The 17,628-nt window shown below is 64.4% G+C and carries 12 protein-coding genes and 1 pseudogene; 7 read left to right on the top strand and 6 right to left on the bottom strand.

Annotated elements, in window-relative coordinates; all coding sequences use genetic code 11:
- The first annotated feature begins 82 nt into the window (after positions 1-82).
- The 5 genes from FIU85_RS16195 (at position 83) to FIU85_RS16175 (ending at position 5,407) form a co-directional block, all read left to right on the top strand.
- Positions 83-1,528, top strand: coding sequence for an amidase (locus FIU85_RS16195; RefSeq protein ID WP_152497619.1), 1,446 nt, complete (start codon positions 83-85; stop codon positions 1,526-1,528).
- Between the two features lie 62 nt (positions 1,529-1,590).
- On the top strand, positions 1,591-2,652 hold the full coding sequence (locus FIU85_RS16190; protein ID WP_152493450.1) for an ABC transporter ATP-binding protein: 1,062 nt from the start codon (positions 1,591-1,593) through the stop codon (positions 2,650-2,652).
- Position 2,653: 1 nt separating this feature from the next.
- A complete protein-coding gene (locus tag FIU85_RS16185) occupies positions 2,654-3,550 on the top strand; it encodes an ABC transporter permease (RefSeq protein ID WP_152497618.1) in 897 nt (298 codons plus the stop codon).
- The gene (locus FIU85_RS16180) at positions 3,543-4,349 is read left to right on the top strand and encodes an ABC transporter permease (protein ID WP_152493452.1); all 807 of its coding nucleotides are present in this window, start codon (positions 3,543-3,545) and stop codon (positions 4,347-4,349) included. Before FIU85_RS16185 ends, FIU85_RS16180 begins: the two co-directional genes overlap by 8 nt.
- A 32-nt stretch (positions 4,350-4,381) precedes the next feature.
- On the top strand, positions 4,382-5,407 hold the full coding sequence (locus tag FIU85_RS16175) for an extracellular solute-binding protein (RefSeq protein ID WP_216648879.1): 1,026 nt from the start codon (positions 4,382-4,384) through the stop codon (positions 5,405-5,407).
- Positions 5,408-6,299: 892 nt separating this feature from the next.
- Here the strand turns inward: FIU85_RS16175 and FIU85_RS16170 are convergent.
- A pseudogene (locus tag FIU85_RS16170) lies at positions 6,300-7,441 on the bottom strand (sorbosone dehydrogenase family protein).
- A 360-nt stretch (positions 7,442-7,801) separates the two neighbouring features.
- Positions 7,802-9,460, bottom strand: coding sequence for an NAD+ synthase (locus FIU85_RS16165; RefSeq protein ID WP_152497616.1), 1,659 nt, complete (start codon positions 9,458-9,460; stop codon positions 7,802-7,804).
- A 163-nt stretch (positions 9,461-9,623) separates the two neighbouring features.
- On the opposite strand from FIU85_RS16165, the gene FIU85_RS16160 reads away from it, so the two are divergent.
- Positions 9,624-11,258 (top strand): MORN repeat-containing protein, encoded by a 1,635-nt coding sequence (locus tag FIU85_RS16160; protein ID WP_152497615.1) that lies wholly within the window; start codon positions 9,624-9,626, stop codon positions 11,256-11,258.
- 213 nt (positions 11,259-11,471) lie between these two features.
- Here the strand turns inward: FIU85_RS16160 and FIU85_RS16155 are convergent, their stop codons facing one another.
- Both FIU85_RS16155 and FIU85_RS16150 read right to left on the bottom strand, forming a co-directional pair.
- Positions 11,472-13,001 (bottom strand): cryptochrome/photolyase family protein, encoded by a 1,530-nt coding sequence (locus FIU85_RS16155; protein ID WP_152497614.1) that lies wholly within the window; start codon positions 12,999-13,001, stop codon positions 11,472-11,474.
- Positions 12,995-13,660, bottom strand: coding sequence for an SDR family NAD(P)-dependent oxidoreductase (locus FIU85_RS16150; RefSeq protein WP_152498286.1), 666 nt, complete (start codon positions 13,658-13,660; stop codon positions 12,995-12,997). The genes FIU85_RS16155 and FIU85_RS16150 overlap by 7 nt, the downstream gene beginning before the upstream one ends.
- Positions 13,661-13,923: 263 nt before the next feature.
- Here FIU85_RS16150 and FIU85_RS16145 point away from each other — a divergent pair, with 263 nt between their 5' ends.
- Positions 13,924-15,489, top strand: a complete 1,566-nt coding sequence (locus FIU85_RS16145; RefSeq protein ID WP_152493459.1) for a 2-isopropylmalate synthase — start codon at positions 13,924-13,926, stop codon at positions 15,487-15,489.
- A gap of 66 nt (positions 15,490-15,555) precedes the next feature.
- Here FIU85_RS16145 and FIU85_RS16140 read toward each other — a convergent pair whose 3' ends face one another.
- A complete protein-coding gene (locus FIU85_RS16140; protein ID WP_152497613.1) occupies positions 15,556-16,317 on the bottom strand; it encodes an SDR family oxidoreductase in 762 nt (253 codons plus the stop codon).
- Between the two features lie 176 nt (positions 16,318-16,493).
- Positions 16,494-17,516, bottom strand: a complete 1,023-nt coding sequence (locus tag FIU85_RS16135; protein WP_152497612.1) for a Fe(3+) ABC transporter substrate-binding protein — start codon at positions 17,514-17,516, stop codon at positions 16,494-16,496.
- Positions 17,517-17,628 lie beyond the last annotated feature (112 nt).

Here is a 17,628-nt window from a genome sequence, read left to right as displayed (position 1 = left end):
CGTCCCGGGCCCGATCCGGGACCTCCTCCTCTCTCACCAACATTCCCGTTGCACCCCCGCGCCCCGCGTGCATTCTGGCCCCATGGATGATTACCGCGCCCACGACATGACCTCCCTCGCCGGCCTCGTCGCCAAGGGCGAGGTCACGCCAGACGACCTGCTCGACACCGCCTTGGCCCGGATGCACGCCGTGAACCCCGCACTCAACGCCGTGGTGCACGACTATTCCGATACCGCCCGCCGAATGATCGCCGACGGCCTGCCCAAGGGTCCGCTCACCGGCGTACCCTTCCTGCTCAAGGACATGGGTGCCGAATCCACCCGGCACCCCGCCTCTCTCGGCTCGCGCCTTCTGGCGAACACCAGCTATAGGATGAACTCCACCATCTACGACCGGCTCGAGGCGTCGGGCCTCGTCACCTTCGGCCGCACCGCCGCGCCCGAGGGCGGCGTGGGCGCGGCGACCGAAGCGGCGGTCTATGGCGGCCCCACCCGCAACCCGTGGGACACCTCCCGCACCCCCGGCGGCTCGTCCGGCGGCTCGGGCGCGGCGGTGGCGGCTGGCATCGTCCCCGGCGCCCATGGCAGCGACGGCGGCGGCTCGATCCGCATCCCGGCCTCCAACTGCGGCCTGGTCGGGTTCAAGCCCACCCGCGCCATGGTCCCCGACGGGCCCTACGCGGGCGAAGGCTGGGCCGGCATGGCGATCGAGGGCTTTCTCACCCGTTCGGTCCGCGACACTGCGCTCCTGCTGGATATCGTCTGCGGCCCCGACCTCGGTGCGCCCTACGTGGCGCCCCCCATGCCCTGCACCTTCATGGAATCGCTCGACCGCCCCAATGGCCCCCTGCGCATCGCCCTTTGCGACACCACCCTCACCGGCGAGGCCATCCACCCCGAATGCCAGGTCGCCGTGCAGGACGCCGCCGCGCTCTTGCACGACATGGGCCACCACGTAACGCAAGCCCGCCCCGCCGCCGACACCACGGGAATGATGCACGCCTGGACCAAGATTGTCGCCTGCGGCACCGCATCCTGGGTGCGCGCGGCGCTGGCGAAACAGGGCCGCGAGCTGCGCCAGGGCGACATCGAAGGCGTCGCCCGCGGTGCGGTGGAGTACGCCAAGACCATCAGCGGCGCGGATTACCTCGACGCCGTGGAAACCGTCCACGCCTATGGCCGCCAGATGGCCGCGTTCTTCGTGGATCACGACATACTGCTCACCCCCACCATGGCCGAGCCGCCCGCCGCCATAGGCCGCTTCGCCCACGACACCGAGGATTACGTGGCCTACCGCGTGGGCGAGGGCGGAATCTTCGCCTATTCCCCCTACACGGCCGCCTTCAACGCCACCGGCCAGCCTGCCGTCTCGCTGCCGCTCTGCCGTGGCGCCGATGGCCTGCCCATCGGCATCCATCTCGCCGCCCGGTTCGGCGCCGATACCGCCCTGATGTCGCTCTGCGCGGATATCGAACGCGCCCGCCCATGGTTTGATCAAATTCCGGCATTGCCCGGCATCGACACCTGAAAACACTTGAATGTCGCGGCCTTGTCGGGAAACATCAAGGCCATGAACATGGGGGACAACGCATGACCGAAGCCGCGGTCGAGGCCCGATCGGCCCGAAAAGAGTACGGCGCCGGCGAAAAGAAGGTGCGCGCCCTGAACGACGTGTCCGTCGTCATCAACAAGGGCGAGTTCTTCACCCTGCTCGGGCCTTCGGGCTGTGGCAAGACCACCCTGCTGCGCCTGATTGCAGGGTTCGAATCGCCCACCGCGGGCATGATCCTGCTTGGCGCGCGCGACATCAGCACGATGGCGCCCTACGACCGCCCCGTGAACACGGTGTTTCAAAGCTACGCGCTCTTCCCGCATCTCAGCGTGGCCGACAATATCGGGTTTGGCCTGACCATGCAGGGCACGCCCAAGGCGCAGGTCCAGGCCCGCGTGGCCGAGATGCTTGCCCTGGTGAAGCTAGAGGCCTTCGCCGCCCGCAAACCTCAGCAGCTCTCGGGCGGCCAGCAACAGCGCGTGGCGCTGGCCCGCGCGCTGGCCCCCGCGCCCGAGGTGCTCTTGTTGGACGAGCCGCTCTCGGCGCTCGACCTCAAGCTGCGCAAGGAAATGCAGTTGGAACTCAAACGCCTGCAAACCGAAACCGGCATCACCTTCGTCTTCGTCACCCACGACCAGGAAGAGGCTCTGACAATGTCCGACCGCATCGGCGTGATGCGCGACGGATCGATCCTGCAAATCGGCGGCCCGCGCGAGATCTACAACAAGCCGGTCAACCGCTTCGTCGCGGATTTCATCGGCGAAACCAACGTCTTGATCGGTACCGTTGAACAGGGCGGCGTGCGCCTGCCCACCGGCGACGTCATCGCCGTGGACAACCTCGACGCCGCCACCCAAGGCACTAAGGTCAGCCTCGCCGTGCGTCCCGAACAGGTCCGCATCGGCGACGGCGCGCTGCAGGGCCGGGTGGCCGAAACCGTCTATTTCGGCACCGACACCCATTGTCACCTGCGCATGTCCGACGACACCGAGGTCGTCGCCCGGATGCAAAGCCCGCCCTCGGGCGACACCGGCCTGCAGGAAGGCCAGACCGTCGCCTTCGATTTCGTCCCCGGCGCCGTCCGGGTGCTGGAGGACTAGCATGGCAGGCACCACCCACGGCAGCGGACGCACCGGCTGGATCCTGTCGATCCCGGCGCTGATCCTGCTGGCGCTCGGGGCCGCCGGCCCGCTGCTGATCGTGGTGGTCTATGCCTTTCTGGAGCCGGGCGAATATTCCGGCGTGGTATGGGACTTCACCACCGAGGCGTGGTTCCGCGTCTTCTTCGAGCGCGACATCTTCGACGACACCGTCACCTTTGCCGACGCGCACCTGACGATCTTCTGGCGCTCGGTGAAACTGTCGGTGCTGACCACTCTGATCGCCTTCGCCATCGGCTTTCCGACGGCGTGGTTCATCGCCACGCGCCCGCCCAACAAGCGCGGCTTCTGGCTGTTTTTGATCACAATTCCGTTCTGGACCAACCTGCTGATCCGCACCTTCGCCATCATGGAAGTGGTCCGCAACCAGGGCCTTCTGAATTCCTTCCTGATGAACCTCGGCATCATCGACCAGCCCTTGCAGATCCTCTACACCGACACCGCCGTGCTGATCGGCATGGCCTATGTCTATCTGCCGCTCATGGTGCTGCCGCTCTTCGCCGCCATCGACCGCTTCGATTTCCGGCTGGTCGAGGCCGGGTACGACCTCTACGCCACCCGCATGAAGGTGCTGCGCCGCGTCATCCTGCCGATCGTGAAACCGGGCATCGTCGCGGGGTCCATCCTCGTCTTCGTCCCGTCGCTGGGCGCCTACGTGACGCCCCGCATCCTGAGCGGCGGCAAGAACATGATGATCGGCAACTTCATCGAGCTTCAGTTCGGACAGGGCCGCAACTGGCCCCTTGGCGCGGCGCTGTCTCTGCTCTTGCTGATGATCGTGCTGGTGGCCCTGCTCGCCTATGTCCGCGTCACGTCGAGGGACGAAACCAATGGCTAAGGGCAAGAGCTTCTCCGTCACCACGCTGCCCGGCTTCACCGCCATCGCGCTCACGACCTTCGTGCTGCTCTACGCGCCGATCGTCACGATGGTGATCTACTCGTTCAACGACTCCCAGTCCGTGGCGCTCTGGGGCGGCTTTTCGACCCGCTGGTACGTCGAGGCATGGGACAACACCCAAGTCCAGGAAGCCACCGTGCGCTCGCTGGTCATCGCCGTCTCGGCGGCGTTCATCTCGACCACCGTCGCCACCATGGCCGCGCTCGGCACCACGCGGCGCGGTCGCTTCAAGGGCCAGACGCTGATCTACGTGATGATCAACCAGCCCCTGATGGTGCCCGAGATCGTCACCGCCGTGGCCCTCCTGATCTTCTTCGCCTCGATCAAGGTCGCCACCGGCTACACCGGGCTGGCCTACCTGATCCTCGCGCACTCGGCCTTCTGCGTGCCCTTCGCCTACCTGCCCATCCGCGCCCGGCTGGAAGGCATGGACCTCGCGCTGGAAACCGCCGCGTCGGACCTCTACGCCCGGCCCTGGCAGACCTTCCGTCACGTGACGCTGCCGCTGATGATGCCCGGCATCGCCGCCGGCGCGATGCTGGCCTTCGTCATCTCGCTCGACGACGTCATCATCACCGAGTTCGTCAAATCCGCCGGGCAGGATACCCTGCCCACCTACATGCTGGGCCAGCTGCGCCGCGTCGTCACGCCCGAGGTCAACGCGATCTCCACCGCGCTCCTCGCGCTGACCGTGCTATTGCTGACGGCCTTCTTTATACTGAACCGCAAGCGGGACTAACCCGCGCACAACCACACCAAGGGAGAATGACGATGAAGACATATCTGACCACCACAGTGGCCACCATCGCGCTGGCCGGGGCGGCCCATGCCGAAGGGTCGCTCAACATCTACAACTGGGGCAACTACACCAGCCCCGAGATGATCGAGAAGTTCGAACAGGAATTCGACGTCGACGTCACCATCACCGACTATGACAGCAACACCACCGCGCTGGCCAAGATCGAGGCGGGCGGCCACGGCTTCGACATCGTCGTGCCGACGCACAGCTACATGGGCGTCTATATCGACAAGGGCCTTTTGATGAAGCCGGGCATCCCCGAGATGGAAAACTACGGCAACATCTCCGAGCAGTGGAAGAACGTGGAATGGGACCCGAACCGCGAATATTCCGTGCCGTGGCAATGGGGCACGACCGGCATCGCCGTGAACAAGTCGGCCTATGACGGCGACATCAACACCTCCTCCATCTTCCTCGACCCGCCCGAGGAACTGGTGGGCAAGGTCAACGTCGTGCCGGAAATGCAGGACGTGATGAACCTCACGCTGTTCTACGTCGGCGGCGAGCCCTGCACCACCGACAAGGAAATGCTGAAAAAGGCCCGCGACGTGCTTATCGAGGCCAAGCCCAAGTGGATGAGCATGGATTACGGCATGACCGAGAAGCTGTCGAACGGCGACGTCATGGCCTCGGTGAACTGGAACGGCTCGACCTTCCGCGCCCGCAACAACAACGAGGACGTGTCCTACGGCTACCCGAAAGAGGGCTACCCGGTCTGGATGGACAGCGCCGCGATCCTTGCCGACGCGCAGAATGTCGAGAACGCCAAGCTCTTCCTGAACTTCATCATGGACCCGGAAAACGCGGCCATGCTGTCGGACTTCGCCCGCTACGCCAACGGCATCGACGGCTCCGAGGAATTCATGCCCGAGGACATGCGCTCGGCCCCCGAGATCGTCGTGCCCGAAGACCTGAAGGCCGCCGGTCAGTTCACCACCGCCTGCCCCGCCGAGGCGCAGGAATTCTACACCGCGATCTGGACCGAACTGCAAAAATAAGCCAGTCGTCGAGGGACGGGAAACGGGGGCCTTCCGGGGCCTCCGTTTTCTTTTGGGCGCCTGCGCAACGCGCCATGACCTCCCCGACATGCAGAAAAAGGGGGGCTTCAGGCTACTATCACATCCAGTACGTGAACTCCCTCCACGACCTCTACAAAAGGTTCATCAAGCCCTTCTCTGGACCGGCCACGAAGAACCTCAGCGGCTACATCCGCTGGCTAGAGGTGGGGCCGGCGGGTATGCGTCCAGCGGAGGTTGCCCGCGCATAATACACGAAGTGTGGCGCAGAGGTCTGCTTTGAGCCCTTTGCGGACACGTGTGATCTATATCCCCGAGCGCCATCGACGGGCCGCGGCGCGGCGATCCGACGGTGGTTCGGCAGCGCTTTATCCAGACCAAACCCGAAACAGGATTGAGCGATGCACCGAACGTCACCCAATCGCCGGGCCGTGGGGGCGGCCCGGCGATGGCGCTGGGCCTGCGGCCCGTTTCCGCGCCGGGGCTGTAGATCAAACGTCTTTTATGTACGGTTCGAGCCCTTGTGAAACACCGGGTTCGAGCACCCAGCCGGTTAACAGCCGCGAAGCGGCCCGGCCATCGTCAGCCGCTCCCTTGGGCTGGCGATTTGGTGAGGCTGGGCGCAACGATCCTTCCGAGGATGTGTTTGGCAGGCACAAAAGGCTTCGTAGTTGCCGTCGGATCACCACCCCAGGGGCTGACGCTCGCCTCCGTCGTGACCGGCAGCAAGGGCCCGCAAAACGGACCAACACGCTTTGCGGACACCTCCCAAAAAAGACGCCCGCGACGATCAACTCGCGCGGGCGTCCTACGTTGAAACTCAAGGCGTTTCAGGTTCCGCGAAAACCCGTGATCCGGGTTTTCGCGGACCGCTTCAGTTCATGCTTTCCGCGGTCACCTTGTGGATCTCGCCTTCTTCCGTCGCGATATACAGCGCGTTGTCCGGCCCCATGGCAAGCCCGCGGAACCTGGCCGAAAAGCCAAGCGGCATCCGGGTGATCCCGTTGATCCCCAGGCCGTCGGGCGTGATGCTGATCAGGTCGATCCTCGACCCGATCGGCGTGTCACCAAAGCCGATACCCATGATGCCAACGGCCAGGCGCCCCTCGTAGATGCCCCAGTTTTCGCCCGTCAGGAAGGCGGCGGAACTGGTGCCCTGGGAAAACCCGTTATTGTTCCATGTCGGCGGCATCAGGTCGTCGAAACGCGTGTCGCTCATGGGGGTGTAGGCCGCGCGTATCGCGGGGTCCACGGCTTCGGTCTGGTTCGGCTCGTAGCCACAGTACTCGTCCGGGCACTCGCCCCGGCCACCCGTGTTCTGGGCCGGATCCCAGCCGCCGTTGCCGCCATTCACAAGGGCCGTGATCTCGTCGTTGTGCCAGGGGCCATGCTCGGCGGTGAACGCCTCCCGTCGCTCGGGCGGAAATCGATGCCCTGGACGTTTCTGTGCCCGTAGGTGTAGATCCGCGGGTCAAAGCCTTCGGGCGGATTGTTGTCCGGGTGGGCATTGCCGTCCCCGTCGATTCTCAGCACCTTGCCGCAAAGCAGTGTTCCGTCCTGCGGGCAAACCCCGCGGTGACGGTCGCCGCCCGTAACCCACAGATAGCCGCCGGGTCCGATGCGGATCCTGCCGCCGTTATGCGCGCCGGGTCCGCCGAAGGGCTGATCGGAATCGAACGGCTTGAACTGGATGTCGGTCACGATATCGGTTCTGTCGGACACGCTCGCCAGGTCCTCACCGACCTTGAACTTCATCACGATGTTGCCGTCGCATCTTTCGAAATTGGTCGTGCAGCCATCGCCGTGATACTTGTTGGATGTCGAGTAGACGAACAGCGTCCGGTTGTCCTCGAAATGCCGATCGACGGCCACGCCCAGCATTCCGGCCTGACCTTCGCAGATCAGATCGCTGCCGACATCCGCATAGCCTTCGGACCCGTCGATACCATAGAGCGCGTTCACGGTGCCATCCGGCATCCTTACAGACAGACCGTCGCATTTCTCCGTGAAGAACATCGTGCCGTCCGGCAGAAAGGCCATGTCCCAGGGTGTGTCCAGCTCCTCCAGCACCACCGACGACGTGATCTTGGGAACATCCATCGCCCCGTCGTGCTCGTCCGACCATGCGGCGGGGGCCGCAGTCATCACACTCATGAAGCGACAGCCGATAAAAGCCGTGTGCTCATAGTAGTCCTCCCAATCTTGATATTTTCCCGTTAAAGGTTACTGATGCTCGGACGATTGCAACTCCAGCGTCAAGGAAAATCGTGACCGGGCCGGCACACCTGCCGGGAGACACGGGCGACAGGCAGCCGCGGTGCAAGACCGCCCCGCAAGCGTATTCACCGGCCTGGCAGCCCCGCGGAACTGCCGGCCCTAGCCGCCGTCGCGCCAGCGGTTCACGATGGGATAACGCCGGTCCAGCCAGAACGCCCGCTTCGACAGCCGCGTGCCCGGCGCCGACTGGAACCGCTTGTATTCGCTGATGTAAATCAGGTGCTCCACCCGCGCCGCATCCGCGCGCGAATACCCCGCCTTGACGCAATCCTCGATCGACCCGTCCTCGTCCACCAGGATCTGCAAGATCCCGTCCAGCACAGGATAATCCGGCAGGCTGTCACTGTCCTTCTGGTCCGCGCGCAGCTCCGCACTGGGCGGCTTCTCGATGATGGTCTCGGGGATCACCTCGCCCCCGGGCCCCATCATCCAGTCCCGGTGGTTGGCGTTGCGCCACCGGCACACATCGAACACCCGCGTCTTGTACAGATCCTTGATCGGGTTATACCCGCCCGCCATGTCGCCATAGATCGTGGCATAGCCCACCGCCACCTCCGACTTGTTGCCGGTGGTCAACAGCATCTCCCCGAACTTGTTGGAAAGCGCCATCAACAACAGCCCACGCAGCCGCGACTGGATATTCTCCTCGGTGATCCCCGGCTCGGTGCCCTCGAACAAGGGCGCCAGCGTATTGGTGATCGCCGCCCGCCCCTCGGCGATGGGCACGAAATCATACCGCGCGCCCAGCGCCTTGGCGCAGGCCTTGGCATCGTCCAGCGACCCTTGCGAGGTATATTCCGAGGGCAGCATCACGCAGCGGACATTCTCCGCCCCCAGCGCGTCCACCGCGATGGTCGCCACGATCGCACTGTCCACGCCCCCCGACAGGCCCAGCAGGACCTTCCCGAACCCCGTCTTGCGCATGTAATCGCGCAAGGCCAGCACCATCGCGTGGTAATCGCTCTCCAGCGTGTCGGGGATGTGCGCCAGCGCCTTCGTCTCGATCCGCCAGCCATCGTCGCCGCGTACCAGATCCACATGCGCGATGTCCTCCTCGAACAGCGGCATCTGCACCGCCAAACCGCCCCCGGGGTTCAGCGCAAAGGTGCCGCCGTCAAACACCTGATCGTCCTGCGCCCCCACCAGGTTCAGGTAGATCAGCGGCAGCCCCGTCTCGACCACCCGGTTCACCATCAACTGGTGCCGATGCGCCAGCTTTCCGCGATAATAGGGCGAGCCGTTGGGCACCAGCAGGAACTCCGCCCCGGTCTCGGCCAGCGTCTCGGGCACGTCATCGTGCCAGCTGTCCTCGCAGATCGGCGACCCGATGCGCACGCCGTCCACCGCGTAAGGCCCCATCACGTCACCCGACGCATAGAGCCGCACCTCGTCGAACACCGTCTCGTTGGGCAGGTGATGCTTCAGCACGCAGGCGGTGATGCTGCCGCCCTTCAGGATGTAATAGGCGTTGTAAAGCTCCGCGCCTTCCAGCGCCGGCCCGCCGATGGCCAGCGCGGGGCCGACGGCGCACTCCTTGGCCAGGTCCTCGATCTTCGCAATCGCCGCCTGGTGAAACACCGGCTTCCTAATCAGGTCCTGGGTGTTGTACCCTGTGATGAACATCTCGGGCAGCGCCACCAGGTCGGCCCCGGCCTCGCGGCCCGCCTCCCACGCCTTGCGCGCCAGCGCGGCGTTGCCCCCAAGGTCGCCCACCGTGGCGTTCAGCTGTGCCAATGTCACGCGAAACCGATCCGCCATGCGCCCTCAAACCCCTGCCATTCATCGCTCCCCTTCGATTTAACAGATGAACGCGCGAGGGAAAGCCGAAACCGGGAAAAGCCGTTGTCACCCCTGCGCCGGTCAATTACGCTCTTGCAGACCCGTTGGGGGGTTGTCGCAGAACCTGGGTGAGTGGGCAGACATGCAGAGCAGAACCGTCACATCTATCGTCCTGGCCGCCGTGCTGGGGCTGACCGGCCCGGTGCTGGCGCAGGACGGCGAGGTCCAGACCAAGCAGTATGACGATGGCGGCATCTACGAAGGCACGTTCCGCAACGGCCTTCAGCATGGCACCGGCACCTATACGCTGCCCAACGGCTATGAATATTCCGGCGAATGGGTCGATGGCGAGATCCGCGGCACCGGCACCGCCCGCTTTCCCAACGGCTCGGTCTACGAGGGCGAGTTCGCCAAGGGCAAGCCCGAGGGCGTGGGCCGCATCACCTTCTCCGATGGCGGCACCTACGAGGGCACGTGGGAGGAAGGCAAGATCACCGGCGAAGGCGTCGCGGTCTATGCCAACGGCGTCCGCTACGAGGGCGGCTTCCGCAACGCCCAGCACCACGGCCGCGGCAAAATGGAAAGCCCCGGCGGCTATGTCTACGACGGCGACTGGGTGAACGGCGTCAAGGAAGGCACGGCGACGATCACCTATCCCGATGGTGCGGTCTATGAAGGCCAGGTCAAGCGCGGCGCCCGCGATGGCGAAGGCACGCTGACCATGCAGGACGGCCTGATCTACGAAGGCACCTGGGCCGAGGGCCAGATCAACGGCACCGGCAAGCTCACGCAGCCCAACGGCGACGTCTACGAAGGCGAGCTCGTGGCGGGCCGGCGCGAGGGCACGGGCCGCGTGGTCTACAACAACGGCGATGTCTACGAAGGCGAGTTCGCCGATGACAGCCGCCACGGGCAAGGCACCTTCACCGGCTCCGACGGCTACCGCTACGAAGGCTCCTGGGTCGCGGGCAAGATCTCCGGCGAAGGCACCGTGACCTACCCAGACGGCTCGGTCTATGTGGGCCAGTTCCGCGACGATCTCGCCAACGGCCAGGGCAAGGTCACCTATCCCGACGGCGCCACCTACGAGGGCGAATGGTCGGGCGGCGTGATCGACGGGCAAGGCAAGGCGACCTATCCCAACGGTCTGGTCTACGAAGGCGAATTCCAGAACGCCAAGAACCACGGCCAGGGCGTGATGACCTATCCCGACGGCTACCGCTACGAAGGCGCATGGCGCGATGGTCAACGCCACGGCCAGGGCACCGCCACCTATGCCGACGGCACGGTCTACGAAGGCGAATTCGTCGATGGCCAGCGCCACGGCACCGGCAAGATCACCATGCCGGACGGCTTCGTCTACGAAGGCGAGTGGCAAAACGGCGAGATCTCGGGCCGGGGCGTCGCCACCTACACCAACGGCGACGTCTACGAAGGCACGTTCGAGAACGGCAAGCGGCAGGGCACCGGCACCATGCGCTATGCCACCGGCGAAGAGGCGACCGGCGAATGGTCCGACGGCGCCCTGGCCGAGCAGACCACCACCGTCACCGAGGAAGAGACCCCCGCCGTCCCCGAGGACACATCCGGCGCCTCCGGCACCGAGGCCGGCGCGGAGACATCCGACACCGCCGACACGGGAACCTCGCCCGAGGCGGAAACCGCGACCGAGGCCGAGACGGAGGCCGAAACCGGAACCGCGACCGAGGGCGGCGAGACGGACGCCGAGCCCGAAGCCGAGACCACCGAAGACGCGGCCACCGAAGAGAGCAACTGACCCCTCGCTCCGCCCGTCCCGGACCTGATCCGGGACCTCGTAGGGTGGGTGAAAACCCACGCGCGCTCCGGTTAATCAAACATGAACTCCGCACGTTGCGTTCACCCGGCAGATGGCTGAAAATCGCACCGCCGCGATACCACCCGGATACCGACGCGATACCGACGTGCCGATTCCGCCGGCATCCGCTCCGTTAACCCTCGAGTCGCGCCCTCACACGATTTCGCACGCATCCAGCCGGTCGAGGATGCGTTTCGCGCCTTTCAGAACCGCGTCCTTGCGGTCGTCCTTCATCCGGTCCCACGTGGCATACATCTGCCCCATGCGCGGATTGTTCGAGAATTTCTCCCGGTGCCGTACAAGAAAATCCCAGTATAGCAGATTGAAAGGGCACGCCTTTTCGCCGGTCTTGTCCTTGACGGAATAGGCGCAGGAACCGCAGTAATCCGACATCTTGTCGATATAGTTGCCCGAGCTGACATAGGGCTTCGACGCAATGATCCCGTCATCCGCGAACTGGCTCATCCCGATCACGTTAGGCGCTTCCACCCATTCGAACGCGTCGTGGTAAACCGCCAGGTACCACTCGTGCACCTGGTGCGGATCGACCCCCGCCAGAAGCGCGAAATTGCCCGTCACCATTAACCTCTGGATGTGGTGCGCATAGGCCAATTCCCGTGTCTGATCAACGGCATGGGCGACGCAATTCATCTGCGTTTCACCGCCCCAATACATCCAGGGCAAATCCCTCTCATGCCCCAGCGCATTGCGCGTCACATAGTCCGGACCTTCCCGGAAATAGATCCCCCGCACATATTCCCGCCAGCCGATGATCTGCCGGATAAAGCCCTCCGCCGCATTGATCGGCACATTCCCGGCTTTCCATTCCTCTTCCACACGGGTGCAGATTTCCACAGGATCCAGCAATCCGATGTTCAAATACTGCGATAACAGCGAATGGTGCAGGAACCGGTCATCCTGCAACATCGCGTCCTGGTAATCGCCGAAACAGTCCAGCAGGTTCTTGGCGAAATGATCCAGCGCCCGCAGCGCCTGCCCCCGGGACACAGCATAAGTAAAGGGACGCAACGCGCCGAAATTGTTGCCGAATTTTTCCTCGACCAGATCCAGAACCTCCTCGGTGATCTTATCCGGCGTGAACTCCATGGGCTTCGAGCGCAGCATGTCGCCCGACGCGGGCTTGCGGTTCTCGTGGTCGTAATTCCACTTCTTGCCCGCCGGCTCATCCCCCTCCATCATCAGGCCCGTTTTCCGCCGCATGTCGCGATAGAAATACTCCATTCTCAAGGACTTGCGTCCCTCGGCCCATGTGTTGAACTCATCCAGCGAGGCCACGAAGCGGTCATCGGGCAGCATCGTCACCGTCAACGGGGCATTGTCCAGCGCTTCGACCAGCCGCCACTCGCCGGGTCGGGTCGCGACTACCTCGGTCGTGTCATGCTCCTGCCCACGTCGCATCAATTCGCCGACGATGGATTTCGACGTGTCATCGTCGTCCAGTCGCGAATACGCGACCTGCCAGCCATCATCCTGTAATTCTTCAGCAAAATGGCGCATGGCCGCGAAGATCAGCGCGATTTTCTTCGGATGATGCCCCACGTAACTGGCCTCGTCCGCGACTTCGGCCATCACCACTATGTCACGCTCCTTGTCCGCGTCGCGCAGCGCCGACAGGTTATTGCTCAGCTGGTCCCCCAGCACCAGAATCAGACGCTTCACCACGGCACCGGCTCCCCGGCCCAATCAAAGAATTGCCCGGTATTCTCGGGCGTTAGCCCCGCCAGCACATCCAGAAGGTTCTGCGCCGCCTCCTCGGGCGTCACCGTCGTGTGCCCGCCCGCGAACTTCTTGGTCAGTGGCGTCTCCACCGTGCCGGGATGCAGCGCCACGCAGATCGACTGCCCGTGCGTCCGGGCCAGTTCGATCGCCCCGCCATGGATCATCTGGTTCACCGCAGCCTTGGCCGTGCGATAGCTGTACCAGCCGCCAAGCCCGTTGTCCCCGATCGACCCCACCCGCGCCGACAGGGCGGCAAACCGGCATTCCCGGTCACGCGGTAACAGCCGAACGCTATGCTTCAGCACTAGGGACGGCCCGATGCAATTCACCCGGAATTGCGCCTCCATCGCCTCAGATCTCAATTCTTTCAATGACTTCTCTGGCCCGCTCCCCTCCAGCTCCAGCGCGCCCGTGGCCACGAAAACAAGGTCGTATTCGCCCTCCAGCGCGCCCAGATGCGCCTCGACCGACGCCTCGTCCGTCACGTCCAAACCGTCCCCGGACCGCGACAGCCCGGTCACCCGAACGTCACGCTTTTCCAACGCCGACACAAGCGCGGACCCGATCCCGCCCGAGGCGCCTATCACCAATGCATCTTTCATGACGCCAAGAGCTAGCGGGCGGCTGACCGGCTTCAAGACGCAAATCATCGCCAGATCGGGGGTTTTCAAAGCCGCCCATCGTCCTTATGCTTTGCTCATGTCTACGCGCTGCCATATCTCCGGCCCCGCAAGCCCCGCCTCGGCGGCTTGCCTTTCCGCGCGTGTGCTCCTAAGCCGCCTCTGAGCGTGCCCTGATCCGGCGCGACCGCTCAGAGGAGTAGCCTTTCGCGCCACAGGCTTAGGACCAAAACACGAGACATGACATGACCAATTCCGAACAAAACCGCGTGGTGATCTTCGACACCACCCTGCGCGACGGAGAACAATCCCCCGGCGCCACCATGACACACGCCGAAAAGCTGGAGATCGCCGGCCTGCTGGACGAGATGGGCGTCGACATCATCGAGGCGGGGTTTCCCATCGCGTCCGAGGGCGACTTCAGGGCCGTCTCCGAGATCGCCAAGAATGCGAAGAACAGCGTGATATGCGGGTTGGCGCGCGCCAACCTCAAGGATATCGACCGCTGCTGGGACGCGGTGAAGCACGCCAGCCAGCCCCGTATCCACACCTTCATCGGCACCTCCCCCCTGCACCGCGCCATCCCGAACCTCAACAAGGATGAAATGGCCGAGCGCATCCACGAGACGGTCACCCACGCACGCAACCTTTGCGACAATGTGCAATGGTCCCCGATGGATGCGACGCGGACGGAGTGGGATTACCTCGCCCGCGTGGTCGAGATCGCCATCAAGGCCGGGGCCACGACGATCAACATCCCCGATACCGTGGGGTACACCGCGCCCGTCGAGAGCGCCGATCTCATCCGCCGACTGATTGCCGAGGTGCCAGGCGCCGACGAGGTTGTCTTCGCCACCCATTGCCACAACGATCTGGGCATGGCCACGGCCAACTCGTTGGCCGCCGTCGAAGGCGGCGCGCGACAAATCGAGTGCACGATCAACGGCTTGGGCGAACGCGCCGGCAACACCGCGCTGGAAGAGGTCGTGATGGCGATGAAGGTCCGCAACGACATCATCCCCTACCACACGCGCATCGACTCGACGAAGATCATGCACCTGTCGCGCCGGGTCGCCACCGTGTCGGGCTTCCAGGTGCAGCCGAACAAGGCCATCGTCGGCAAGAACGCTTTCGCCCACGAGAGCGGCATTCACCAGGACGGCATGCTCAAGAACGCCGAGACGTTCGAGATCATGCGCCCCGAGGATGTGGGCCTGACGGAAACCAACATTGTCATGGGCAAGCATTCCGGCCGTGCCGCGTTGCGCTCGAAGCTCAAGAACCTCGGGATCGACCTGGCCGAGAACCAGCTGAGCGATGTCTTCGTGCGGTTCAAGGAACTGGCCGACCGCAAGAAGGAAGTGTTCGACGAGGACCTGATCGCGCTCGTCACCGCCGGCGAGGATGCCGAAAACGACCGCCTCGTGCTGAAATCCCTGCGCGTGGTCTGCGGCACCGGGGGCCAGGCCGAGGCCGAGATGGTCATGTCCATCGACGGGGTCGAGACCTCCGCGACCGAGCAAGGCGACGGGCCCGTCGACGCGACGTTCAAGGCCGTGCGCCAGTTGCACCCCAACGACGCGCATCTGTCGCTTTACCAGGTACACGCCGTGACCGAAGGCACCGACGCGCAGGCCACCGTCTCCGTTCGGCTGGAGGAAGGCGGCAACATCGCCACGGGCCAGTCGGCGGACACCGACACCGTGGTCGCCAGCGCAAAGGCCTATATCAACGCGCTCAACCGTCTGTTGACCCGCCGCGCCAAGCTTGGCGAGAACGAAAAGGAAGTCAGCTACAAGGACGTCAGCTGACCGCGACGCCTCGCCCGGCTCAGCCCCGGGCGAGGCAGCAACGCCAAAGGCCGACACGCCGTCTCTTCAGACCTTCGCAATAGAATTGCCGCCGTCGGCCAGCATGGCCGCCCCCGTCACAAAACTCGACAGATCCGACAGCAGGAACAGCGCCGCGTTGGCAATCTCCTGCGGCTGCGCCATGCGCTTCAGCGCGTGCAATCCGGCAATGAAGTCTGCCGTCTCTGGGTTAGTTGCCGCGTCCTTGGCCATCTCAGTCATCGTGCCCCCCGGCATCAACACGTTGGCCCGAATGCCTTCGCCACCGGTCTCGACCGCAATCGCCTGCACCAAACCCACCAGTCCCGCTTTCGACGCGGCGTAGGCTCCCATCCCCGGCAGGGTCGCGGTATGGCCCACGAAGGTCCCGGTGAATACCAGCGAGCCGCCACCGCGCTCGCGCAGCGCCGGGATCTGCGCGCGGGCTGCATGGAACCCGGCCGTGAGGTTGGTCGCCAGCACCTCGGCCCATTCCGCGTCTTGGGTGTCGGCCAACATGGCGCCGCTGCCGACAGTGCCGGCGTTGTTAAGGGCCCCGTCCAGCCCGCCATACGCGTCGCGCGCGGCATCGACCAGTCGCTGTGCATAGCCCGGGTCGCACACGTCGCCCGCCACGGCAACGGCGTGCCCGTTCGACTGGTTGATCTGCCCCGCGATCCGGCTCAGCATGTCGGCCCTGCGCGCGCCCAGAACCAGCCGTGCCCCCTGTGCGGCGAAGATCAGCGCGGCGGCGGCACCGATTCCGCTTGAGGCGCCAGTGATGATGATGGACCTGTCTTGCAACAGCATTTCAACGCTCCTTCAGCTGTGTCGTGCGGGCATCCTTGCCGCACTGTCAGGGAGGAGCGACCCGGATCATGCGGTTCACGACCCGGATCTTGCGCGTCCGGCACCGCCGCGACGTCACAACGAAAAACGGCGCCCCCTATGGGGACGCCGCGTTCCATGCCTGCTCGAAAGTTGTGTCAGTCCCAGCCGACCGCGTTGAACAACTCTTGTGCCTTGGCAGCATTCCGGCTGAACGCCGCGGTGGGCGTGGTCTCGTCGGGCTTGAACTCACCCAGCCGCTCGGTGGTTGCCGTGCCCGGCGCGTCCTCGACGGCGGGGTATTCGTGGTTGCCGGTGGCCAGATTGGTCTGCGCCGTGTCGCTGGTGAAGAACTCCATCAGCTTCATTGCATTTTCCGGGTTCGGCGCGGTCTTCAGCATCGCCGCCGTCGACAGGTTCACGTGGGTGCCACGGTCGTCCTGGTTCGGCCAGACCCAGCCGATTTTCTCGATGCCGTCGCTCAGGCCCTCGACGTCGGATTCAAACCCGCGCACGAAGTAATAGTGGTTGCCTACCGCCACTTCGCACTCGCCCGACACGATGCCGCGCAGCTGGTCGGTGTCGCCGCCCTGCGGGTCGCGCGCCATGTTGTTGACGATGCCCTGCGCCCATTCCTTGGCCGCTTCCTCGCCATGTGTTTCGATGATCGACGCCATCAGCGACTGGTTGTAGATGTTCGAGGACGACCGGATGCAGATCTTGCCTTCCCACGCGGGATCGGCCAGCTCTTCATAGGTCTGCGGCGGGTTTTCCACCTTTTCCTTGTCGTAGTAGATGATCCGCGCGCGCTGCGCGATGCCGTACCACAGGTTTTCGGGATGCTCGAGGTGGTCGGGGATGCGGTCCTCGATGGTCTGTGAGTCGTAGGCCGCCAGCAAATCCAGTTCCTCGGCGCGCGCCATGCGGCCCGCGTCCACGGTGATCAGCACGTCGGCGGGGCTGTTCTCGCCTTCCGCTTCCAGCCGCGCGATCAGCTCGTCGGCATCGGCCTCGATCCGGTTCACGGTGATGCCGGTTTCCTCGGTGAATGCTTCGTAAAGCGAGTCGTCGGTGTCGTAGTGACGCGAGGAATACACGTTCACCTCCTGCGCGACCGCGGGCATGGCAACGCCGCTCAAGGCCAGAGCGGCAACAAGAGAACGAGAGGTCAGATGAGCCATCAAGAAACAGCCTTTCTTTTTCCGAGTGAATTTGTAGGCTATTGATGAATTTTCTGACTGAAAGAGTCAAGAGACGTATTCGGCAGGCGACCTCCGACAAAACGCAGCGTAA

The sequence above is a fragment of the Roseovarius sp. THAF8 genome, from assembly GCF_009363735.1.
Lineage (GTDB): Bacteria > Pseudomonadota > Alphaproteobacteria > Rhodobacterales > Rhodobacteraceae > Roseovarius.
The sequence above is the reverse complement of the archived record's forward strand: the minus strand, read 5'-3'. Positions and strand labels throughout refer to the sequence as shown.

What these genes read in the sequence shown, in the direction of transcription:
- FIU85_RS16195 (WP_152497619.1), top strand. Translation starts at nt 83, where the DNA reads ATGGATGATTACCGCGCCCACGACATGACCTCCCTCGCCGGCCTCGTC.
- FIU85_RS16190 (WP_152493450.1), top strand. Translation starts at nt 1,591, where the DNA reads ATGACCGAAGCCGCGGTCGAGGCCCGATCGGCCCGAAAAGAGTACGGC.
- FIU85_RS16185 (WP_152497618.1), top strand. Translation starts at nt 2,654, where the DNA reads ATGGCAGGCACCACCCACGGCAGCGGACGCACCGGCTGGATCCTGTCG.
- FIU85_RS16180 (WP_152493452.1), top strand. Translation starts at nt 3,543, where the DNA reads ATGGCTAAGGGCAAGAGCTTCTCCGTCACCACGCTGCCCGGCTTCACC.
- FIU85_RS16175 (WP_216648879.1), top strand. Translation starts at nt 4,382, where the DNA reads ATGAAGACATATCTGACCACCACAGTGGCCACCATCGCGCTGGCCGGG.
- FIU85_RS16165 (WP_152497616.1), bottom strand. Translation starts at nt 9,460, where the DNA reads ATGGCGGATCGGTTTCGCGTGACATTGGCACAGCTGAACGCCACGGTG.
- FIU85_RS16160 (WP_152497615.1), top strand. Translation starts at nt 9,624, where the DNA reads ATGCAGAGCAGAACCGTCACATCTATCGTCCTGGCCGCCGTGCTGGGG.
- FIU85_RS16150 (WP_152498286.1), bottom strand. Translation starts at nt 13,660, where the DNA reads ATGAAAGATGCATTGGTGATAGGCGCCTCGGGCGGGATCGGGTCCGCG.
- FIU85_RS16145 (WP_152493459.1), top strand. Translation starts at nt 13,924, where the DNA reads ATGACCAATTCCGAACAAAACCGCGTGGTGATCTTCGACACCACCCTG.
- FIU85_RS16140 (WP_152497613.1), bottom strand. Translation starts at nt 16,317, where the DNA reads ATGCTGTTGCAAGACAGGTCCATCATCATCACTGGCGCCTCAAGCGGA.
- FIU85_RS16135 (WP_152497612.1), bottom strand. Translation starts at nt 17,516, where the DNA reads ATGGCTCATCTGACCTCTCGTTCTCTTGTTGCCGCTCTGGCCTTGAGC.